The sequence below is a fragment of the Bartonella sp. AA86SXKL genome (assembly GCF_042196885.1).
In genome coordinates, this window is record NZ_JBHIRE010000214.1 from 1 (window position 1) to 854 (window position 854).

The window sequence follows — 854 nt, forward strand, 5'->3', positions numbered from 1 at the left end:
GAAATGGTTTATCTTTTCTTTGATCGAATTTGCCTTCTTTCTTACCCATGGGCAAGGGAACAGGATGATCCGATAAACTGCGTAAATAAAGCAAAAGATCAGAACGATCTTGATCATTTTTGATCCCACGAAAAAACATAATCGTCCCTGGAAACGCTTCACGTGGTGATTGCAGATAACGATCCAAAGTCATAAAATCCCATCTCTGATCAGAATTTGCACGCAATACACGTGAATAAGCAAAATCTGTCTTAGCTGCCAAAGGACGGTCAATGATCCCCCAAAGTGCTGGACCAACACGATTAGATTCATGACGCCCCGAGGTATGGCACAGACCACATTGACGAAAAATCTTACGTCCATTTTCAATATTGGCTCGTTGAAGACGATCATTTAATGATAAAGAAATATCAAATGTCTGCTGTTTTTCTTTGAGTCTATAATTATTTGTAAATTTAGAAGGTTGAACCGACGCAGAATTATCATAAATCTTGTAGCTTAAAATTCCCACCAAGATAATCAGCAAAAATAAGCAAGCAAAAACAAAATAGACAATTTTTGAGCGATTCATAAAAATTCAAACATTTATATTGTCATTCCCGCTTTTAGTTTAAGCTTTTTCCATATAATACACAACATTATAAACACATCATACACACGATATTTGGAATTTTGCAATGGCTCTTGAACCAATTATTCTTATTCCCGCTCGTATAGGCTCAACCCGTCTTCCTCAAAAAGCTCTGGCAGCGATTGCTGGAAAGCAAATGATTGTTCATGTTGCTGAACAGGCAAGAAAAGCCGCATTCGGGCGTGTTATCGTTGCAACAGATCATAACAATATCGCCAAAGTC

2 protein-coding genes are annotated in these 854 nt (G+C 37.7%); one reads left to right on the top strand and one right to left on the bottom strand.

The features are described from left to right. Nucleotides 1-571, bottom strand: a 571-nt coding sequence (locus tag ACFIO5_RS11045; RefSeq protein WP_375705427.1) for a c-type cytochrome, incomplete at its 3' end; no start/stop codon positions are given. A gap of 106 nt (nucleotides 572-677) precedes the next feature. On the opposite strand from ACFIO5_RS11045, the gene ACFIO5_RS11050 reads away from it, so the two are divergent. Next, a partial coding sequence (locus ACFIO5_RS11050) for a cytidylyltransferase domain-containing protein (RefSeq protein WP_375705428.1) occupies nucleotides 678-854 on the top strand: 177 nt, incomplete at its 3' end.